General features: G+C 69.1%; 15 protein-coding genes. 6 read left to right on the top strand and 9 right to left on the bottom strand.

The genetic code is table 11. The annotated features are described in order from the left end of the window. Positions 1–212: 212 nt before the first annotated feature. The 7 genes from aroB to pilM form a co-directional block, all read right to left on the bottom strand. The gene (aroB, locus tag C1H66_RS06175) at positions 213–1319 is read right to left on the bottom strand and encodes a 3-dehydroquinate synthase (RefSeq protein WP_102627029.1); all 1107 of its coding nucleotides are present in this window, start codon (positions 1317–1319) and stop codon (positions 213–215) included. Between the two features lie 4 nt (positions 1320–1323). Next, the gene (aroK, locus tag C1H66_RS06170; RefSeq protein ID WP_102627028.1) at positions 1324–1866 is read right to left on the bottom strand and encodes a shikimate kinase AroK; all 543 of its coding nucleotides are present in this window, start codon (positions 1864–1866) and stop codon (positions 1324–1326) included. After that, positions 1866–3953: a type IV pilus secretin PilQ gene (locus C1H66_RS06165; RefSeq protein ID WP_170064106.1), complete on the bottom strand. Its 2088-nt coding sequence runs from the start codon at positions 3951–3953 to the stop codon at positions 1866–1868. The genes aroK and C1H66_RS06165 overlap by 1 nt, the downstream gene beginning before the upstream one ends. Positions 3954–4032: 79 nt before the next feature. Beyond that, complete coding sequence (locus C1H66_RS06160) at positions 4033–4560, bottom strand: pilus assembly protein PilP (protein ID WP_240618224.1); 528 nt, start codon at positions 4558–4560, stop codon at positions 4033–4035. Continuing rightward, the gene (locus tag C1H66_RS06155; RefSeq protein WP_102627027.1) at positions 4557–5183 is read right to left on the bottom strand and encodes a type IV pilus inner membrane component PilO; all 627 of its coding nucleotides are present in this window, start codon (positions 5181–5183) and stop codon (positions 4557–4559) included. The genes C1H66_RS06160 and C1H66_RS06155 overlap by 4 nt, the downstream gene beginning before the upstream one ends. Continuing rightward, positions 5180–5755: a PilN domain-containing protein gene (locus C1H66_RS06150; RefSeq protein WP_102627026.1), complete on the bottom strand. Its 576-nt coding sequence runs from the start codon at positions 5753–5755 to the stop codon at positions 5180–5182. The genes C1H66_RS06155 and C1H66_RS06150 overlap by 4 nt, the downstream gene beginning before the upstream one ends. Then, positions 5752–6813: a type IV pilus assembly protein PilM gene (gene pilM, locus C1H66_RS06145; protein WP_102627025.1), complete on the bottom strand. Its 1062-nt coding sequence runs from the start codon at positions 6811–6813 to the stop codon at positions 5752–5754. Before pilM ends, C1H66_RS06150 begins: the two co-directional genes overlap by 4 nt. Positions 6814–7078: 265 nt before the next feature. On the opposite strand from pilM, the gene C1H66_RS06140 reads away from it, so the two are divergent. Together C1H66_RS06140 and C1H66_RS06135 are read left to right on the top strand one after the other, a co-directional pair. Next, entirely contained in the window at positions 7079–9607 is a 2529-nt protein-coding gene (locus tag C1H66_RS06140) for a penicillin-binding protein 1A (RefSeq protein WP_102627024.1), read from the top strand. A 101-nt stretch (positions 9608–9708) separates the two neighbouring features. Beyond that, positions 9709–10473 (top strand): DUF481 domain-containing protein, encoded by a 765-nt coding sequence (locus C1H66_RS06135; protein WP_102627023.1) that lies wholly within the window; start codon positions 9709–9711, stop codon positions 10471–10473. Between the two features lie 77 nt (positions 10474–10550). On the opposite strand, the gene C1H66_RS06130 is transcribed toward C1H66_RS06135, so the two are convergent. Both C1H66_RS06130 and rpmE read right to left on the bottom strand, forming a co-directional pair. After that, entirely contained in the window at positions 10551–11819 is a 1269-nt protein-coding gene (locus tag C1H66_RS06130; RefSeq protein WP_102627022.1) for a malic enzyme-like NAD(P)-binding protein, read from the bottom strand. Positions 11820–12084: 265 nt separating this feature from the next. After that, positions 12085–12300, bottom strand: a complete 216-nt coding sequence (rpmE, locus tag C1H66_RS06125; RefSeq protein WP_102627021.1) for a 50S ribosomal protein L31 — start codon at positions 12298–12300, stop codon at positions 12085–12087. A gap of 20 nt (positions 12301–12320) precedes the next feature. On the opposite strand from rpmE, the gene C1H66_RS06120 reads away from it, so the two are divergent. The 4 genes from C1H66_RS06120 (at position 12321) to hslV (ending at position 17993) form a co-directional block, all read left to right on the top strand. After that, positions 12321–14693, top strand: a complete 2373-nt coding sequence (locus C1H66_RS06120; protein WP_102627020.1) for a primosomal protein N' — start codon at positions 12321–12323, stop codon at positions 14691–14693. Positions 14694–14911: 218 nt separating this feature from the next. Next, complete coding sequence (argS, locus tag C1H66_RS06115) at positions 14912–16597, top strand: arginine--tRNA ligase (RefSeq protein ID WP_102627019.1); 1686 nt, start codon at positions 14912–14914, stop codon at positions 16595–16597. 3 nt (positions 16598–16600) lie between these two features. Beyond that, on the top strand, positions 16601–17329 hold the full coding sequence (locus tag C1H66_RS06110) for an SPOR domain-containing protein (protein WP_102627018.1): 729 nt from the start codon (positions 16601–16603) through the stop codon (positions 17327–17329). A gap of 145 nt (positions 17330–17474) precedes the next feature. Further along, the gene (gene hslV, locus C1H66_RS06105) at positions 17475–17993 is read left to right on the top strand and encodes an ATP-dependent protease subunit HslV (RefSeq protein WP_102627017.1); all 519 of its coding nucleotides are present in this window, start codon (positions 17475–17477) and stop codon (positions 17991–17993) included. The last annotated feature ends 6 nt before the right edge of the window (positions 17994–17999 follow it).

The raw sequence follows: 17999 nt of genomic DNA, 5'->3' as shown, positions 1-17999 counted from the left end.
CCTAAAACGATTTTTCAACGTCTTCCGCGCAGGCATAGACTTTAGTCTAAAATGCAGCATCGACCCCATGCCGATACGGCATAACGCATGCGGATTGATGAATCCCGGGGAGAGGCCGATTCCGCCGACAGGACAGTGGGCCCCATGCAAACGCCGACGCCCGCACGGGGCGGGCGTCGGCGACAGCACTCTCGGGGGCTCGGCTCGGGGATTCAGCGGCGCGGGAACTCGGCGAGCAGCGCGGCAAGCGTCTCGGGCGGCGTCTCGTCATGCACGCAGGCATCCCCCGGGGCACGCAGCAGGATCAGCCGCAGGCGGCTGTCGAGGTTCTTCTTGTCCAGGCGCATGATGTCGAGAAAATCCTCGACCGCCATGTCGGCGGGAGCGGCCAGCGGCAGGGCAGCGGCCTCGAGAATCGCGCGCACCCTCTCCACCTCGCTCTCCGTGAGCCAACCCAGGCGCTGCGAGAGCCCGGCGGCCATCAGCATGCCGGTGCCCACGGCCTCGCCGTGCAACCAGTGGCCATAGCCCTGGTGCGCCTCGATGGCGTGACCGAAGGTGTGCCCCAGGTTGAGCAGCGCCCTCACCCCCTGCTCGGTCTCGTCCTCGGCGACGATCTCGGCCTTGAGGGCACAGCTGCGCTCGATGGCCCGGGTCAGGGCCGCGGCATCGAGGCCGCGCAGCGCCCCCATCTCCGCATCCAGCCAGGCGAGGAAGTCGGCATCGCGAATCAGCCCGTACTTGATCACCTCGGCGAGCCCCGCGGAGAGCTCCCGTGGCGGCAGGGTGGCCAGGGTGTCGGTGTCGATCAGCACCGCACGGGGCTGCCAGAAGGCGCCGACCATGTTCTTGCCGCGCGGATGATTCACCCCGGTCTTGCCGCCCACCGAGGAGTCCACCTGGGCCAGCAGGGTGGTGGGCACCTGGACGAAGGCCACGCCGCGCTGATAGCAGGCCGCGGCGAAGCCGGCCATGTCGCCGATCACTCCGCCGCCCAGGGCGATGAGGGTGCAGCGGCGGTTGAAGCCGGCCGCGAGCAGCGCATCCCAGATCCGCTCGACGCTGGCCAGGGTCTTGGTCGCCTCGCCGTCGGGCAGTACCAGCTCGCGCACCTCGAGGTCGTCCGGCAGGCCGGCGCGGCAGCGCTCGAGATAGAGCGGCGCGACGGTCTCGTTGGTGACGATCATCACCTGGCGCCCGGCCAGGTAGGGGGCCAGCCAGCGGGGATCACCGAGCAGGCCGGGGCCGATATGGATGGGGTAGCTACGCTCGCCCAGCGCGACCTGGAGGGTGTGCGGGGCGTCCTGGGAGTCGCTCATGGGATCAGGCCTTGCATTGCAGGGGATCGACCAGGCGCGTGACGCGCCGCACGATCTCGTTGACCACGGCCCGCGGGCCGCGGCGATCGGTACGCACGATGACATCCGCGGTGGCGCGGTAGAGCGGGTCGCGCAGGGCGAACATCTCGCGCAGCACCTCCTCACGGTCACCACGCTGCAGCAGCGGCCGGTTGCGGTCCTTGGCGGTGCGCCTGAGCTGCTGCTCCACGGTGGTGAACAGGTAGATCACGGTGCCACGCTCACGCAGGGCGCGGCGATTCTCCTCGCGCAGCACCGCCCCGCCACCGGTGGCGATGACCACGCCCTCGAGGCGGGTCAGTTCGTCGATCATCTGGGTTTCGCGATCGCGAAACCCCGCCTCGCCCTCGACGTCGAAGATCCAGGGGATGTCCGCGCCGCAGCGCGCCTGGATCTCGTGGTCGCTGTCGAGGAACTCGCGTGACAGTTCGGCCGCCAGCAGGCGGCCGATGGTGCTCTTGCCGGCCCCCATGGGGCCGATCAGTATCAGGTTGGGTAAGTCCAGCATCAGCGAATGGCCAGGCCGTCCTCCAGGATTCTGGGAGTGATGAAGACCAACAACTCCACTTTCTGGTTACTGCTCTCATTGTATCGGAAAAGCCGCCCCAGTACCGGCAGGTCGCCGAAGAACGGCGTCTTGGCCAGCCGGGTCAACTCCTCGGTGGTGAGTATACCACCCAATACGACGGTCTCGCCGTTGTCCACCAGCACCTGGGTCTCGATCTGGTTGGTGTCGATGGCCGGCACCCCGCCGAACACCTGATCGGCGATGGTGTCGTTGTTGATCACCAGGTCCATGATGATGCGGTTGTCCGGGGTGATCTGCGGCGTCACCTCCAGCGACAGCACCGCCTCCTTGAACTGCACATTGGTCGCCCCGCTGGAGGTCGCCTCCTGGTAGGGAATCTCCTGCCCCTGCTTGATCACCGCGGTGCGCTGGTTGGCGGTGATCACCCGCGGCTGGGAGATGGTCTGGCTCTTGTTCTCGCTCTCCAGCGCGCGCAGCTCGAGATCGAGCAGGATATCGCCGGACAGGTAGCCGAAGGCAAAGGAGGTGAGCGGGTCGCGGCCATCGCCGCCGAGATCCACCGCCAGGCCACCACGCTCCCGGCGAACGAGCTCATCCTCTACCGGATCGAACCAGATCTGCTGGGGATTCTCGCCGCTGGCCGCTCCCCCCATGCGGAACCGACTGCCTTCGCGCGAGAGCCCCCAGTTGACCCCCAGTTCCTGGGTGACGCCGTCACGGGCGATGACGATGCGTGCCTCGATCTGCACCTGACGCACCGCCACATCGAGGCGGTCGAGGGTGCGCAGGATCTCGTCGATCTGCTCGGCGGTATCCTGGATCAGCAGGGTGTTGGTGCGCTGGTCGACGGCCACCCGACCGCGCTCGGAGAGCAGGCCGAACCCCTCGCCGCCGCGCAGCAACCGCGCCAGGTCGTCCGCCTTGGCATAGCGCACCTGGACATACTCCGAGGTCAGCGGTGCCAGGGTCTCCATCTGGCTGCGCGCCTCGATCTGCTGGCGCTCGATATCGGCGAGCTCCGACGCCGGCGCCACCACGATGACGTTGCCCTCCTGGCGACTGGCCAGGCCGTGGCTCTTGAGCACCAGGTCCAGCGCCTGGTCCCAGGGCACCTCCTGGAGATTGAGGGTCACACGCCCGGTGACGCTGTCGCTGGCCACCAGGTTGAGTCCGGTGAAGTCGGCGATGATCGCCAGCACCGAGCGCACCTCGATGTCCTGGAAGTTCAGGGTGATGCGTTCGCCGGTATAGGCAAACTGATCGCGGACGCGCTGCTCGCGCTCCGCCTGGGTCACCGGCTGCGCCTCGATGGTCAGCTGGCGGCCGCTCTGGGTGGCGACCATGGCGAACTCGCCGCTGCCCTCGATGTCCAGGGTCACGCCGTCGCGACCGGCCCGGGGCGTGACCCGCCGCAGCGGGGTGCCGAAGTCGCTGACGTCATAGACCTGGTTCAGCGAATCGGGCAGCGCGACGCCGCGCAGCTCGGCGGTGATGCGGTTGCGGCCGGTTTCCCGCACCCGGGCATCGACACCGGCACGGTCGAAGGTGACGATCAGCCGTCCGGCCCCACCGTCACCACGGCGAAAGTCGATGTTCTCGACAGCGGGATCACCGGCACTGGCCGGGGCCGGAGACGGCGCCCTGCCCGGCGTCGCCGCCGGCGAGGCCTCGGCAACCTGGCTGGCGACCCCGCCGCCGATCGAGAGCCGCAGCCGATCGCCCTGCTGTGTGGTGTTGTAGGGCAGCGGCCCCGACAGGTCGAAGACCAGCCGGGTCCGGGAGCCGGCTTCCAGGGCGGTGACCCGCTCGACCCCACCGATGCCGAGGTCGAAGCGGCGCTGGTCGAGCCGGCTCGAGGTGTCCATCAGGTCGATGGTCAGCCGGGCGGGGTCGTCGAGCCGGTAGCCACGCACCTCGGGCACCGGGCCGCCGAACCCCAGGTCCACCTCCAGCTCGCCGCCACTGCCCTGGCGAAAATCCAGCTCGTCCAGGGTGGAGGCCGCCAGGGCCGCCGAGGAGGCCACCAGCAGCACCAGTGTCGCGAGTCCGCGCATCATCTGTGTCATCGTTCCCTTCCCCCGCTGCAGTGTCGCCCGCCCCCTGCGCGGCGCGACGACACCCCTGTTGTCGGTTCTTCAAGCCCTGTCAGTCATCCAGCGACAGTTGCGTGCTGCGCTCGAGCCAGCCGCCTCGCCCCGTCGGCACCACTTCGACCAGCTGGACCGAGGTGTCCGTGATGCTGACGATGCGCCCGAAATCGCTCCCCAGGTGGTTGCCGACCCGCAGGCGATGCACCTGGCCATCGGGTGAGCGCACCAGGGCGGAGGGCTGCCCGCCCACCTGCAGGGTGCCCACCAGGTCGAGCTCGCCGAGCCCGAAGGCCTCCAGTGGCTCCCGGGGCCGGGCCAGGTCAGGCGCCAGGTCCTCGGAGCCCTGGGGAGGCTGCTCCGCCTCCGGCAGCCGGGCGACGAAGGGGCTGCGCCGGTCGGCCTCGCCATAGGGCACCGCCTCGTACTCGGGAATCTCGGGCAGCTCCACCCGCGGCACCTGGCCAGGGTCGTTGCGGATCGCCGCGAGATCGCGGTCGAGGGTCCCCAGCTCGGGGTCCGCACAGCCGGCCAGCAGCACCAGCAGCCCGACGGCGGGGCCGAACATCCTGAGCGCTGCGATCATGGCGCCTCCTCCTCGCTCGGCCGATAGCTGTAGGTCCGGGCGAGCATCGACAAGCGCAGCCGCTGGCCGCTGCCCCCCTCGGCGGGCGCCAGGGTGAAGTCGTGCTGGGTGACGATGCGCGGCAACCCGGCGACCCCGGCGAGGAAGGACGCTATCCGGTGATAGTCGCCCTGGACCTGGATATCGAAGGGCTGCTCGATGTAATACTCCTGCGGCACCGGACTGCGCAGGCGGATGAAGTCGATGATCAACTGGTTGTCGATGGCCGTTTCGCTGATGCTGTCGATCAGCGACGGTATCTCGGCACCGCTGGGCAACATCTCACGCAGCGTCGCCATGCGTGCCTCGAGGTCGGCCATCTGTTCACGCATCACGGGCAGGTTGGCGGCCTGGGAGGCCTTGCTCTGGTAGTCCCGCAGCAGCTGGCGCTCCTCGGCCCGCACCCTGTCCAGCGCCTCGGCCTTGGGCGCCGCCAGGTACCAGTGCATGCCGGCGAAGGTCAGCCCCAGGACCAGCAGGCAACAGATCACCTGCAGCGACCAGGGCCAGCTGCCGGCTTCCTTGATGTCCAGTTCGCGCCAGTCCAGCTCGCGCAACCGACGCAGCTCCCCCCTGAGGCTCATGGCACCTCCCGTGCGTTCTCGGCCGGAACCCCGTCCGCCATGCGCTGGCTCATGCTCAGGCTGAAACGGCGACGCTCACCGCCGCCCTCGGCCTCGACCTCGGAGAGCACCGGCACCGCGAAGGTGTCGGCGGCGGCCAGGGCGCGCAACTGGTCGGAGACCTGCCGATTGCTCGCGGCCAGGCCAACCAGGCGCAGGCTCTCCTGCTGACGCGAGAGTTGGGTGTAGTGCACCCCGTCGACCAGGCTGGTGGCGAGATCGCTGAACACATGGACGGTCTGGGTGCGCCCCATCTGCAGGCCGGTGAAGATCTGGACCTGTTCGAGCATGCGCTCGCGGATCGCCTCCAGCTCGCTGATCTCGCGGATCCCGGTGTCGAGCTGCCGGCTCTGGGCCTGGATGTGGGCATTGCGCTGCTGCTGGGCATCGAACTGCTGCTCGTAGTGCCAGGTCATGCCGTAGCCGCCACCGAGCCCCAGCACCGCCATCACCCCCAGCGCCAGGAAGAAACGCCTGCTGCGCCGGGCGCGCACCTCCTCCCGCCAGGGCAGCAGATTGATCTCGATGGTCATGAGCAGGACCTCATCGCCAGGCCGCAGGCCGTGAGCATAGCCGGGGCGTCACCGGCCAGGGTCTGCACGTCGATGCGGGTATTGACCTTCATGCGCTGGAGGGGGTTGGCGATCACCACCTCCATGCCGCTCTCCTGGCCCAGGCGCTCGGCCAGGCCGGGAATCACGCAGGAACCGCCGGCCAGCACCATGCGCCGTACCTCGTGCTTGCGCCCGGCGGTGTAGTAGAGCTGCAGCGAGCGACCGACCTGCTGCACTAGGGTGTCGAGGAAGGGGTCGAGCACGCCGCGCTGGTAATCCTCGGGCAGGCCTCCGCGCTTCTTGGCCAACCCCGCCTCCTCCAGGCTCAACCCGTAGCGGCTGCGGATCTCTTCGGTGAGCTGGCGACCGCCGAAGACGGTGTCGCGGGTATAGACGATGCGCCCTTCGCGCAGCACGTGGAAGGCATTCATGGTGGCACCGATGTCCACCAGGGCCACGCAATCCTCCTCGCCGGTGGTGGCCGGCAGCTGGTGGCGCAGCTCGGTGTAGGCCCGCTCCATGGCGAAGCTCTCCACATCCACCGCCTCGGGGGTCAGGCCGGCCTGCAGCAGGGCGTCGGTCAGCTGGCTGACGTCCTGCTGGCGGCAAGCGACCAGCAGGACGTCCTGCTGGTCGCCGTAGCGGGCATTGAGACCCAGGCGCTGGAAATCGAAGGCAACTTCGCTGAACGGAAAGGGGATATGCTTGTCTGAATCGAGTTGGATGCGCGCCTCGATCTCATCGTCGTTGAGGGAGGCGGGCAGGGTCAGGGTCTTGGTGATCGCCGCGCTGGCCGGCACCGCCACCGCGGCCCGGCGAGAGGACGGTCGGGCTTGCTGGACCGCGCGCGCGAGGGCGTCGACCACTTCGCCCATGTCACGGATCCGTCGCTCGACCACCGCCCCCTCGCGCAGGGGGCGGACGGCGTAGCTGTCGACCTGATAGTGGGCACCAGTTCGCTTGAGTTCGAGTAGCTTGACGGTAGCCGACGTGATATCGACACCGATCAGTCCCTTGCCGGATGCTCTGAGTCGCATCTAGGTCATGCCCCTGCCTGATCCATGCGGCTTGCCGCTCATTATGGTGTTCCATCCCTCGGCGTGAGAAGAATGGGCTACGGAAATCATACTCCGTCCTGTAATAAGAGGTTACATGATATTGCCAACCCTCACACTGCAAACCCTGTCGCGAAACGTCAACGCTGGTGGCAACCCGCCCGGCTTCTTATAATGGCGGCGCAAAGGAAAATTCCCTATATCGCCGCCAGACCACTCCTGTACTCATCACGGATACCGCGATTTCATGAAGTTTCTCAGAACCCTGATCCTTTCGGCCGCGTGGTTGCTGGTATCGCTCACCGCTGCCACGGTCCTGGGCGTGGTGGGTGCCGCCCTCTATTTTGCCCCGGGACTGCCCGATGTCCGACAGCTGCAGGATTTCGAGCTGCATACGCCACTGCGCATCTTCACCCGTGACGGCAAGCTGATCGGCGAGTTCGGCGATGAGCGGCGCATGCCCGTGGAGTTCGGCGAGATTCCGCCGGAGATGATCCGGGCCCTGCTGGCCGCCGAGGACTCGGGGTTCTTCGAGCACCGCGGCGTCGACCCCCGTGGCCTGGCGCGGGCCGCTCTCGAACTGGTCTCCAGCGGCGGCGACATCCAGTCCGGCGGCTCCACCATTACCATGCAGGTGGCCCGCAACTACCTGCTGACCCTTGACCGCACCTTCACCCGCAAGATTCGCGAGATCCTGCTGGCCCTGCAGATGGAGCAGATCCTCTCCAAGGAGGAGATCCTCGAGCTCTATGTCAACAAGATCTTCCTCGGTCATCGCGCCTACGGCATCGCCGCGGCATCCGAGACCTACTACAACCGCCCGCTCGGTGAGCTGACCCTGGCCGAGAAGGCGATGATCGCCGGCCTGCCCAAGGCGCCCTCCTCCTTCAACCCGCTCGCCAACCCCGAGCGCTCGCTGATCCGCCGCAACTGGATCCTGTTCCGCATGCGCGAGCTGGGCCATATTGACCAGTCGGCCTACGACGAGGCGGTGCAGGCACCGATCACCGCCCGCCGCCACATCACCCGGCCCGAGGTCGATGCCGAGTACGTCGCCGAAATGGCCCGTCAGTTCGCCATCGAGCGCTTCGGCGAGGAGGCCTACACCGGCGGCTATCGCATTCACACCACCCTCGACAGCGAGCTCCAGCCCCACGCCCGCCGCGCCCTGGCCGATGGCCTGATCGCCTACGATACCCGCCACGGCTGGCGCGGTCCCGAGGAGCGCGATATCCCACCGAGCCTGGTGGAGGCCCAGGACCGTACCGAGCGCCAGGGACTCGAGGAGGAACTGTCCGAGTCGCCCGAGGTGATGCAGACCGCTCGCCGTGCCGCCGAACGCAGCCAGACCGAGGTCGAGGGCATCGACGGCGATGTCAGCAACTGGCTGCAGGTGCTCGAGCGTACCCCCGGTTTCGGCCCGCTGCAGGCGGCCATCGTGGTGACGAGCGAGGGCCGCGAGATGCAGGTCATGGCACGCGGCGGCGAACTGCACACCCTCGACTGGGAGAGCCTGAGCTGGGCCCGCCCCTATCTCAGCCCCAGGAGCCGCGGTCCCGAGCCGGGCTCCGCCGCCGAGATCGCCGAGCCCGGCGACCTGGTGCGCATCCTCGCCCGGGAAGACGGCAGCCATCGCCTCTCCCAGCGCCCCGATGCCGAGGGCTCGCTGGTGGTGATGGAACCCGACACCGGCGCCATCCTGGCGCTGCAGGGCGGCTTCAGCTATAGCGCCAGCAAGTTCAACCGCGCGGTGCAGGCCCAGCGCCAATCCGGCTCGATCTTCAAGCCCTTCGTCTACCTGGCCGCCCTCGACAGCGGCCTGATGACCGCCGCCAGCGTGGTCAACGACGCCCCGGTGGTGATGGAGGACGGCAGCAACGAGCTGTGGCGCCCGGTCAATTCCAGTCGTGACTTCCTCGGCCCCACCCGACTGCGGGTAGCCCTGGCGCGCTCGCGCAACCTGGTCACCATCCGCGTGCTGCAGCAGGTCGGGATGGATGCCACCCTCGACTTTCTCAAGGGCTTCGGCTTCGCCGAGGGCCGCCTGCCCAATGGGCTGTCGCTGGCACTGGGCAGCGCCGACCTGACGCCGCTGGAGATGACCAATGCCTACGCGGTGCTGGCCAACGGCGGCTTCCAGGTCTCCCCTTGGTTCATCGAGCGCATCACCCGTGGCGACGACAGCAATGTACTCGACGAGGCGCTGCCGACGATCGCCTGCCGCGAGTGCCGCGACGGCCAGCGCGAGGTCGAGGTCGACGGTCGCCGCCACCCGGTGGCGCCGCGCGTGGCCGACCCCACCGCCGTCTACATCCTGCGCGACATGCTGCGCGACGTGATCGAGAGCGGCACCGGCCGTGCCGCCATGGAGCTGGAGCGCAACGATCTCGTCGGCAAGACCGGCACCACCAACGGCTACCGTGACGCCTGGTTCGCCGGCTACAACAGCGACCTGGTGGCCACCGTCTGGGTGGGCAAGGACGACAACGAGACCATCGCCGAGTACGGCGGCAATGCCGCCCTGCCGATCTGGATCGACTTCATGCGCGATGCCCTCGAGGGCCGCTCCGAGGCGATGCCCACGCCGCCCTCCGACCTCGTGACCGCCCGCGTCGACCCGCAGACCGGCCGACGCCTGCTCGATGGTGAGACGGGTGGCATCAGCGAGATCTTCCACCCCGACCATTTGCCCGACTATCAGTCGCGGCGCGTCGACCGCGAGGTGGAACAGCGCAGCGGATCGCAGGGCACCGGGGCCTATGAGGCCATCTTCTGAAGACAGGCTCCAGGCGGCAGGGAGGCCGCCCGTTTCATCTGCCAACCGCGAGTGCCGCCTTCGGCGGCGGCCCCGACAATCGGCAACCCATGGAGACCGACATGCCGCATTTCGCGACGAGCCGCTCCAGGCCCACCTGGTGGGCCCTGTGCGGCCTGCTGGCGGCCACCGGCAGCGTGCAGGCCAGCCCCTTCTATGCCCCACCGGCCCCTGCCGAGGATGCCAAGACCTTCAGCGGCGAGGCCGAGCTGGGCTATACCCGGCTTTCCGGCAACACCGACAGCCAGACCCTGATCGGCAAGGGCCGCCTGACCTGGCTCAACGGCAAGTGGACCCACACCCTGCGCGGTGAGGCGCGCAACGTCGCCCGCGACGGCGACACCGATGCCGAGCAGTACCTGCTCGCCGGACGCGAGCGCTACGAGCTCGAGGGCCCTCACTACCTGTTCGGCTTCGCCCGTTGGGAAAAGGACCGCTTCAGCGGCTACGACCAGCAGTTCACCACCATCGCCGGCTATGGTCGCGACCTGATCGAGAGCGAGCGCCAGCGACTCTCGCTGGAGGCCGGTCCGGGCTTCCGCCACGACCGCATCCAGGACGAGCCGAACGAGACGCTGGCGGTGGCCTATGGCGCCATGGCCTACGAGTACGAGCTCACCGATACCTCGTCCCTGACACAGGAGCTCTCGGTGGAGGCCACCGACGACAACACCACCTCTCGTTCGTTGTCATCGCTCACCGCCCGTCTCAACTCGCGTCTGGCACTGAAGCTCTCCCACGAGGTCAAGCGCAACTCCCAGCCCCCCGAGGCCGCCATGGCCCGCACCGACCACACCACCAGCGCCTCGCTGCTCTATAGCTGGTAGCTCCCGCGGGCTCGGCAGCCACAGACGACGACGCCGGCCCTCGGGCCGGCGTCGTCGTGTCGCGGGTCTGGCGGCGGTCAGCCACCATAGACATCATCCACGGTGGCCAGCGGGTAGTGGGAGGGATAGGGCTTGCGCGCCACCCCGGAATCCACCGCCGCCTGAGCCACCGCCGAGGAGATACGCTCGAGCAGGCGCACGTCCACGGGGGTCGGAATGATGTACTCGGGCCCGAAGCTCATGCTCTCCTGCTCGTAGGCCTCCAGCACCGCCTGGGGCACCGGCTCGCGGGCCAGGTCCTTGAGCGCATGCACGGCCGCCACCTTCATCTCCTCGTTGATGCGGGTCGCCCGGACGTCCAGGGCACCGCGGAAGATGAACGGGAAGCCCAGCACGTTGTTGACCTGGTTGGGGTAGTCGGAGCGACCGGTGGCCATGATCACGTCGGGGCGCGTCTCGCGGGCCAGCTCGGGATCGATCTCGGGGTCCGGGTTGGTACAGGCGAAGACCACCGGGGTCGGGGCCATCTTGCGGATATGGTCGGCGGTCATCAGCCCCGGACCGGACAGGCCGACGAACACGTCGGCGCCGTCGATGGCGTCACCCAGGGTGCGCTTGTCGGTGTCGACGGCGAACATCGCCTTGTACTGGTTGAGATCCTCGCGCCCGGTGTGGATCACGCCCTTGCGGTCGAGCATCACGATGTTCTCGGGGTGCGCCCCGCAGGAGACCAACAACTTCATGCAGGCGATCGCCGCGGCACCGGCGCCCAGGCAGACGATGCGCGCGCTGTCCAGCGACTTGCCGGCGATCTCCAGGGCATTGAGCATGCCCGCCGCGGTGACGATGGCGGTGCCGTGCTGGTCGTCATGGAAGACCGGAATGTTGCACTGCTCGATCAGCGCCTGCTCGATCTCGAAGCACTCCGGCGCCTTGATGTCCTCGAGGTTGATGCCGCCCCAGGTATCGGCGATACGCGCCACGGTGTCGATGAACGCCTGGGGGCTCTCGGCGTTGACCTCGATGTCCACCGAGTTGATACCGGCAAAGCGCTTGAACAGCACGCCCTTGCCCTCCATCACCGGCTTGCTCGCCAGCGGCCCGAGATTGCCCAGGCCGAGGATGGCGCTGCCATCGGATATCACCGCCACCAGGTTGCCCTTGCCGGTATAGAGGTAGGCATTCTCCGGATCGCGCGCAATCTCGCGGACAGGCTCGGCCACGCCCGGGCTGTAGGCCAGGGACAGATCCCGCGCCGTGGCGGTGGGCTTGGTCAGTTCCACCGACAGCTTTCCGGGAATGGGTTTCGCGTGGTAGTCCAGCGCCGCCTTTCTTGCGTCTGTCATGCTCTCGATCCGGTCAGATGATTATGGAGGGCAGCCAGAATATAGAAAAATCTTCCACACCTCAACAGAGTGACTTTCCCACCTTTTGTACGCTCGTTTGACGCCATTTCCAGGCATTTGTTGCAACTTTACATCTGACGCGACCAACCATGAAGCATGGCTTATCGGCGCGCTCACGAAGCGGCAGGCAAGAAAAGACCCGCCTCGAGGGGCGGGTCGTTTCGACGGTCGGCCTCGACGGGGCGAAACCGTGACGGGGCCGTGATCAGCCCCGCTTGATGGCGGCACCGAAACGCTTGTTGAAACGCTCGACGCGACCGCCGGTAGTCGCCTGCTTCTGCTTGCCGGTGTAGAAGGGGTGGCACTGCGAGCAGACGTCCAGGGACAGGTCTTGACCCACGGTGGAGCCGACCTCGAAGGTGGCGCCGCAGGAACAGGTCGCGGTGACCGTCTTGTAATCCGGGTGGATACCTTGTTTCATCTTGAGCCTCATGGAGCTGTATGCCGCCACCTGATCCGCTGCCAGGCACCGCATACGGGTTTCTGTCGACGTACAAACCGGTTTTGCCGCCACGTGCACCCGAGGTGTTCGTGGAGGCGGGGCATTCTAGCAGAGCCGACGCCGGAGGCCAATTGTCCAATCCCCCCCGCCCGAACACGCCCCGCGTGCTGGGCATCGCCATCCCCTCGCCACTGCGCCGCCTGTTCGACTATCGCCCCTGCCGGGAGGCGCCGCCCGGCGGCTGGCAGCCCGGGCTGCGCGTGCGGGTGCCCTTCGGCCGCCGCCAACTGGTGGGCGTGGTGGTCGAGTGCCGCGATGGCAGCGAGCTACCGCTGGCCGATCTCAAGCCGGTGGACACTTGCCTGGACGGAACGCCGCTGCCCGCCGACTGGCTGTGGCTGTGCCGCTTCACCGCCCGGTATTATCAGCACGCCCTGGGCGACACCCTGCACCAGGCCATGCCGGTACTGCTGCGCCAGGGTCGCCCCTTGGAGGCCCGCACCCGCGAGCGCTGGCAGCCCACCCCCGCCGGCCTGGAAACCGATCCGCCGGGGCTCGCCCGCGCACCCCGCCAGGCCGAGCTGCTGGCGATGCTGCGCCAGCACCCCCACGGCCTCGGCACCCAGGCGATCCTCGCCCAGTCGTTCACCCGCGAGCAGCTCCGCGCCCTGGCCGACAAGGGCCTGATCGGCCGCCGGGAGGAACCGCTCACCGCGCCCTGGAAGGCCGGGGAGCCACTGCTCGCCGAGCCCCCCCTGCCGCTCAACAGCGAGCAGGCCACGGCCCTCGCGGCGCTCCACGAGCGCCTCGACGCCTACCACCCCTGCCTGCTCGAGGGGGTCACGGGCAGCGGCAAGACCGAGGTCTACCTGCAGCTGATCGAGGCGGTGGTGGGCCGTGGCCGCCAGGCCCTGGTCCTGGTGCCCGAGATCGGCCTCACCCCCCAGACCCTGGCCCGCTTCCGGAGCCGCTTCCGGGTGCCGGTGGTGGCGCTGCACTCGGGGCTCACCGACAACGAGCGCCTCGATGCCTGGGAGGCCGCCGCCAGCGGCCGCGCGCCCATCGTCATCGGCACCCGTTCGGCGATCTTCACCCCGCTGGCCCGACCCGGGGCGATCATCGTCGACGAGGAACACGACGGCTCCTTCAAGCAGCAGGACGGCCTGCGCTACCACGCCCGCGACCTCGCCGTGGCCCGCGCTCACCACCACGGCATCCCCGTGGTGCTGGGCAGTGCCACCCCATCGCTGGAGAGCCTGGCCAGGGCCCACAGCGGCGACTGGCGCCACCTGCGGCTGACTCGCCGTGCCAGCCGCCACGCCCCGGCTCGCCTCGAACTGGTCGACCTGCGCGGTCGCCGTCGCCAGGGCGGGCTCATCCCGCCGGTGATCGAGGCCATCCGCGAGACGCTCACCGCCGGCCACCAGGTGCTGGTGTTCATCAACCGCCGCGGCTTCGCCCCCACCCTGGCCTGTCATGCCTGCGGCTGGCTCGCCGAGTGCGATCACTGCGATGCCCGCATGACCCTGCACCGCCAGCCGCCACTCCTCGCCTGCCACCACTGCGACCGACGCCGCGCCCTGCCCGACGTCTGCCCCAGTTGCGGCAGCGGCGACCTGCGCCCCCTGGGCAGCGGCACCGAACGCACCGAGGAGACCCTGGCGGCGCTGTTCCCCGAGGTGCCGGTATACCGCATCGACCGCGACAGCACCCGGCGTCGCGACGCCTTCGAGCGTGTGCTCACCGAGGTACGCCGCGGCGAGCCCTGCCTGCTGGTCGGCACCCAGATGCTGGCCAAGGGACACCACCTGCCCCATGTCACCCTGGTGGTGGTGGTCAACGCCGACGCCGGCCTCTACGCCAGCGACTTCCGCGCCCTGGAGCAGAGCGCCCAGCTGCTGGTGCAGGTGGCCGGGCGCGCCGGGCGTGCCGCCCACCCCGGCCGGGTGCTGGTGCAGACCCTGCACGGCGACGACCCGCACCTGCGACGGCTGGCCGAGCAGGGCTACGCCGCCCTGGCCGACCAGTTGCTGGAGGAACGGCGGGCCGCCGGCCTGCCGCCCTTCCGCTTCCTCGCCCTGCTGCGCCTCGAGAGCCCCCGGGAAGAGGCGGTGAACGCCCTCGGCGGCCAGGCCGCCGACGCCCTGAGGAGCTGGCTCGGCGAGCGGGGCCTGGCGGTGGACTGCCTGGGCCCGGTGCCCGCGCCCATGGAGCGTCGCCAGAACCGCTACCACCTGCAGCTGATGCTCGCCAGCTCGCGACGCAGCATGCTGCACGAGGCCGGCGCCGGCCTGGTCGCCTGGCTCGAGGCCACGCCGGAAGCCCGCCGGGTGCGCTGGTCGCTGGATATCGACCCGCAGACGCTTGCCTAGCCACGAGCCACGAGCCACGAGCCCGAAGCCCGAAGCCCGAAGCCCGAAGCCCGAAGCCCGAAGCGAGCCCGACAGGGTTTAAAGCCACGCCACAATTGCCGATAATGGCCGACCATGCCCCTCCACGGGCACCGTACTTCCACGCCCGAGCCATCGCGAGCGCCTCGTCATCGCCCTTTACCTCGCACCGGCCGGCGCCACAGGACATCCGACGCTTCATGAAAGACACCATCATCACCCTGCTCGAGGGCGCCCTCGACACCCTCAAGCGGCAGGGCGTGCTGCCCGCCGACCTCTCGCCGACCATCAAGGTCGACCCCGCCCGCGACAAGGCCCACGGCGACTACGCCACCAACCTGGCGCTGATGCTGGCCAAGCCCGCCGGCAAGCCGCCCCGCGAGCTGGCCGAGGCGCTGGTCGGCGCCCTGCCCGAGAGCCGCGCCGTGAGCAGGGTGGAGATCGCCGGCCCCGGTTTCGTCAACTTCTTCGCCGCCACCGACGCCGCCGCCCAGGTGGTGCGCCGGGTCCTCGACGCGGGTGACACCTACGGCCGCAGCCTCACCGGCCAGGGCGAGAAGGTGCAGGTGGAGTTCGTCTCCGCCAACCCCACCGGCCCGCTGCACGTCGGCCACGGCCGCGGGGCGGCCATCGGCGACTGCATCTGCCGGCTGCTGGAAGCCACCGGCCATGACGTGACCCGCGAGTTCTACTACAACGACGCCGGCGCCCAGATCAGCAACCTGGCGCTCTCGGTGCAGGCCCGCGTCAAGGGCATCGACCCCGACGACGAGGGCTGGCCCGCCGACGGCTACCGCGGCGGCTACATCATCGACGTGGCCAACGCCTACCTGGCGGGCGAGACGGTGCATGCCGACGACCGCCACGTCACCGCCAAGGCCGACCCGGACGACCTCGACGCCATCCGCGACTTCGCGGTGGCCTACCTGCGCCGCGAGCAGGACCTCGACCTGCGCGCCTTCGGTGTCGAGTTCGATGTCTACTTCCTGGAGTCCTCGCTCTACGAGGAAGGCAAGGTCGAGGCCACCGTCGAGCAGCTGATCGCCAAGGGCCACACCTTTGAACAGGACGGCGCCCTGTGGCTGCGCACCACCGACTTCGGTGACGACAAGGACCGGGTGATGCGCAAGACCGACGGCCACTACACCTACTTCCTGCCCGACGTCGCCTACCACCTCGACAAGTGGCAGCGCGGCTTCACCACGGTGATCAACGAGCAGGGCGCCGACCACCACTCCACGGTGACCCGGGTGCGCGCCGGCCTCCAGGCGCTGGAGGCCGGCATCCCCCGGGGCTGGCCCGACTATGTGCTGCACCAGATGGTGATGGTGACCCGCTCCGGGGTCGAGGTAAAACTCTCCAAGCGGGCCGGCAGCTATGTCACGGTGCGCGACCTGATCGACGAGGTCGGCCGCGATGCCACGCGCTTCTTCCTGGCCGCCCGCCGTGCCGACTCCCAACTGACCTTCGACATCGACCTGGCCCGCTCCCAGTCCAACGACAACCCGGTCTACTATGTGCAGTACGCCCACGCCCGGGTCTGCAGCATGCTGCGCAAGGCCGAGGCGGAGGGCCAGCCCTTCGACCATGGCCTGGCCATGGAGAGCCTCGCGCTGCTCGAGGAGGACCAGGAGAAGGCCGTCATGAACCGCCTGGCCCGCTACCCCGAAGTGGTCGAGCACGCCGCCGCGTCCCGCGAACCCCAGCAGATCGCCCAGTACCTGCTCGACCTCGCCGCCGAGTTCCACACCTGCTACAACGCGGTGAAGGTGATGGTCGAGGACGACGCCCAGCGCAACGCCCGCCTGGCGCTGGGCCTGGCCACTCGCCAGGTGCTGCGCAACGGCCTCGACCTGATGGGCGTCGGTGCTCCCGAGGAGATGTAAGCCATGGCCCGTCGTCCCGCCCCGAAGAAGCGCGGCGCCACCTCCAGCAAGCGCCGCTCCACTCCCCGGACCAGCCGCGGCCTGCCGGGCTGGCTGTGGGGCCTCGTCGGCCTCGCCGCCGGCTTCCTGCTCGCCCAGCATCAGCACGGCACGGCCCCCTGGCAGGGGGGCGGCGACTCGCCGCTGGCTACCGTGATGCCCCGCACGCCCCCTGCCGGCGACGAGGCCGCTCCGCGTACGCCATCCCGTCCCGCGCCGGAGGAGCCGCGCATGCCGACCTTCGAGTTCTACACCCTGCTGCCCGAGACCGAGGTGGTGGCGCCGCGGGGCGAGATGCCCGCCTCCACCGCTCGGCCGCCGGCTCCCCCCCCCGAGGTGGCCGAGACCGAGGCGGCGGGTACCCCCGATGACGACCCCATCGCCCAGGTGATCGCCGCCAACCTGCGCCCCCGGGACACCACCCCGGCGGAGCCCGCGCCGAATCCGGCCGCCGGTCACCGCTACATGCTGCAGGCCGCCTCCTTCCGTGAATCCGGCGATGCCCAACAGCTCCAGCAGCGCCTGCGCAACCTCAGCCTGGTGGCCCAGGTCAGCCAGGTACAGGCCTCGGGCGGCGAGACCTGGCACCGGGTGCAGGTCGGCCCCTTCGATGACAGCCGCGAACTCAACCGGGCCCAGGACCTGATGACCACCCAGGGCATCGAGCCGCTGTTGATCCGGCTGCAGAACTGATCTGCCGACCCGCCCGCCGGCACCCGGCGGTTGAATTCCGGGCCGGCTGCCCGCACTTCCCCTGAAAGCTCAGCCACGGCGCCCGGGCCACCCCGCGGCGCCGAAAGTCATCGGGAGCCAACCGCTCCCCCAAGGAGTTCCCTCCATGACCACGATCGTTTCCGTGCGCCGCGGCGACCAGGTCGCACTGGCCGGCGACGGCCAGGTGTCCCTGGGCAATACCGTGATGAAGGGCAATGCCAGCAAGGTGCGCCGCCTCTACCGTGGCGAGGTACTGGCGGGCTTCGCCGGCGGCACCGCCGATGCCTTCACCCTCTTCGAGCGCTTCGAGGCACAGCTGGAGAAACACCAGGGCAACCTGGTCAAGGCCGCCGTGGAGCTGGCCAAGGACTGGCGCACCGACCGCGCCCTGCGCCGCCTGGAAGCGCTGCTGGCGGTCGCCAACAAGGATGCCTCGCTGATCATCACCGGCAACGGCGACGTGGTGGAGCCCGAGCGCGGGATCATCGCCATCGGCTCCGGCGGCAACTTCGCCCTGGCCGCGGCCCGCGCCCTGCTCGAGAACACCGACCTCTCGGCCCGCGAGATCACCGAGAAGTCGCTGGAGATCGCCGGCGACATCTGCGTGTTCACCAACCACCACGTCACCCTCGAAGAGCTCTGAAGGCCG

Source organism: Halomonas heilongjiangensis, assembly GCF_002879645.1.
Taxonomy (GTDB): Bacteria; Pseudomonadota; Gammaproteobacteria; order Pseudomonadales; family Halomonadaceae; genus Halomonas; species Halomonas heilongjiangensis.
This window is presented reverse-complemented; position numbering and strand designations above follow the sequence as displayed.